Source organism: Clostridium sp. D5 (assembly GCF_000190355.1).
GTDB classification, from domain to species: domain Bacteria; phylum Bacillota; class Clostridia; order Lachnospirales; family Lachnospiraceae; genus Faecalicatena; species Faecalicatena fissicatena_A.
Genome location: NZ_GL870831.1, coordinates 1 through 2,634, shown reverse-complemented (window position 1 = coordinate 2,634; position 2,634 = coordinate 1). Strand labels below are relative to the sequence as shown.

Sequence of the window (2,634 nt, the reverse complement as noted above, 5' to 3'; positions counted from 1 at the left end):
ATCCAGCGCCTCTGAGCCCGCCGATATCCATACATCCCTCTGAAGCTTTAATCAGACCAAAAGCCGCCACGAAAACCAGGGATTTTGCCGCCGCATGGGCGAAGATGTGGTAAATACTTGCCCCATTACCCGCAGCTGAACCGAGGCCAAGCCCCATAAAAATATAGCCTATCTGCGCTACAGAGGAATACGCAATCATTTTCCTTATATTCTTCTGCCGGACAGCATCCAGAGATCCAAGTATCATACCAATAATTCCAAACACAAACAAAATATCAATGATATGGCTTTCTGCAAATACCTCTGTACCAATCACTCTATAAATAATCTTTATAAGAAGGAATATGTATCCCTTGGACACGATACTGGAAAGCATAGCCGATGATGCAACCGTGGAGTGTCCATACGCATTTGGAAGCCAGGAATGAAATGGCCACAGGGCGCTTTTAATCGCAAGGCCCACGCTCACCAGTCCAATCGTCAGTATCAGCGGAATGTGATACTCACCTGTCTGCCAGAGCAAAAGAATGCTCTCTTTCATATTGCTCAGGAGAAGATGCCCTGTCATATCATAGAAAAAGCTGATTCCAAGCAGCAGCAGGCCGGACCCCATGAGGCTCATAATCATATAGCGCACCCCTGCAGCAATGGTCAAATCATTAAATTTCCCAAGAATCAGTCCACAGGCCGCTATTGTATTAATCTCGACAAATACATAGGCGGTGAACATATCGTTGGTATACACTAACGCCAGACTGGATGCCAGCATCAAATCTGCCATGATATAGTAAAAATTAGCCTTGTCTGCCTCAAGGTCTGCACGAGCTTCTTCCATACCTCCAAATAACGCGACCAGCATAATGATACAGAACAGCAATGCCATGGCCGCTTCCAGCATACCTGCGCGGAGTTCATTTCCCCATGGTGCCGGAAAATGCCCCATCATATAGGTATAGCTTTCACCTGTTCCCATCAGGAACACAAGAAGGAATGCGGACATTAACCCGATCGCGGCCGTCACGCAGATACAAATCCGTCTCGCCGGCTTCCCCTTTACTGCGGATGTAATGATTGCCGCAAACATTGCCATTAAAATAGAAAAACAGGGAACATTCTGTACAAAACTCATTCTTCCTTCTCCCTTATCTTGAGCGATATTACATCCAGGTCCAAAGTATGATATCTGTGATACAGGCAGATGGTCAGCGCGAGCATCAGTGCCGTGACCGACACCGACACCACAATCCCTGTCAGCACAAGGCCGCTGGGCACAGGATTAATATATTTGTCAGCGCTCTGTATGCCGTCCACAATAATAGGTGCTTTTAACCCGCCAATATAACCTTTGACTGCAAGGAAAAGGTAAACCGCGGTATCCATTATGTTCAGCCCGATGATCTTTTTAATCAGGTTCTTATGCAGGAACAGGTCCGTAAACCCAATTCCAAATAAAATGACTGCAACGATTTCAATAAAATTTGAAGTTAAATTACTTCCCATATTACAGCCCTCCTCTTCTAAACAATGCATAAAACGCATAGATTGTACATGCTACTTCTGTCCCTACACAGATATTAATGGGAAGAATAATTCCTCCGCTCAATATCTCCCCGGGAACTCCCAGTGGGAAAATATGCTCCAGCCCGTTTGCCCCGGTGTAAAAATAATGCAGTGCAATCAGGCCATACAACAGAAGCGCAGTAACCTTAACGATTACATAAATCTTTTCATTAAAAAATCGCTGCGTCTTTGTAAAACCAAAAGCTGCCGCATATAGTATCATCCCGGCACCGATCACCGCACCTCCGGAAAAGCCGCCGCCCGGAGACAGATGCCCGTTTAAAATTATGTAGATTCCAAACAAAAATATTATGGGACAAACCAGCTTTGCTACCTTCTTCAGAACCGTGTCCTGAAGAGGTTCCTTGCCGTAGTCATCAAGCTTTAGCTTTTTCCGTTTTTCCTCATTTTCAACCAAAAGAAGAATCATGACGCAACAGGTTGCTATAAACAGAACCGTGGTCTCCCCAAAGGTATCAAAGGAACGATATGTCAGGATCATTCCCGTCACTACATTGACAGAACCTGTCTCCTGAAGCCCCTCTGTAATATACCGTTCCGGCACTTCATTATTGGTGGGATTCGATTTTTCTCCCACAGACGGAAGATAGGATACTGCATAAACCAATATCATGATTAGCAGCATACAGATCAAAATACTGACAGTGATGTACACTTTACTATATGTTTTCAATCTCTCATTCCGAGAATAATCCCTGCTCATTTTCTTTATCTCTTCATAGTCCGAAGGCTCATAGGGAGGCCCGGGTTCCTCCTCTATCGGGGGAGGCTTCATCTCCAGGGTTCCCACAAAGGGGTCCTTCTCTCCGTTCAGCCACCGTTTAAACCGGCAGGCCGGACTGTTGTTATACTCCTCCTGGGGCCGTTTTCTGCTCATTCTTCCGTCTCCTTTCCGTCATCCTCCTCCTTGTCGGCGGAGATCCCCCGGATCTTCTTCAGGGTCACAAAAAACAAAAGCGAGGTCACGCCCGCACCCACGGCCGCCTCTGTAATGGCAAGGTCCGGGGATTCCATGATCATCCACAGGATGGACATGATCAGGCTGTAGGCCAT

4 protein-coding genes are annotated in these 2,634 nt (G+C 46.2%); all 4 read right to left on the bottom strand.

Going from position 1 to position 2,634, the window contains the following annotated elements:
* Positions 1-1,129, bottom strand: a 1,129-nt coding sequence (locus HMPREF0240_RS23095; protein ID WP_009005805.1) for a proton-conducting transporter membrane subunit, incomplete at its 3' end; no start/stop codon positions are given.
* Positions 1,126-1,500: a cation:proton antiporter subunit C gene (locus HMPREF0240_RS23090; protein WP_009005804.1), complete on the bottom strand. Its 375-nt coding sequence runs from the start codon at positions 1,498-1,500 to the stop codon at positions 1,126-1,128. The genes HMPREF0240_RS23095 and HMPREF0240_RS23090, both read right to left, overlap by 4 nt.
* A 1-nt stretch (position 1,501) precedes the next feature.
* The gene (mbhE, locus tag HMPREF0240_RS23085) at positions 1,502-2,458 is read right to left on the bottom strand and encodes a hydrogen gas-evolving membrane-bound hydrogenase subunit E (protein WP_009005803.1); all 957 of its coding nucleotides are present in this window, start codon (positions 2,456-2,458) and stop codon (positions 1,502-1,504) included.
* The coding region (locus tag HMPREF0240_RS23080) for a hydrogenase subunit MbhD domain-containing protein (RefSeq protein ID WP_009005802.1) at positions 2,455-2,634 on the bottom strand (180 nt) is incomplete at its 5' end. The genes mbhE and HMPREF0240_RS23080, both read right to left, overlap by 4 nt.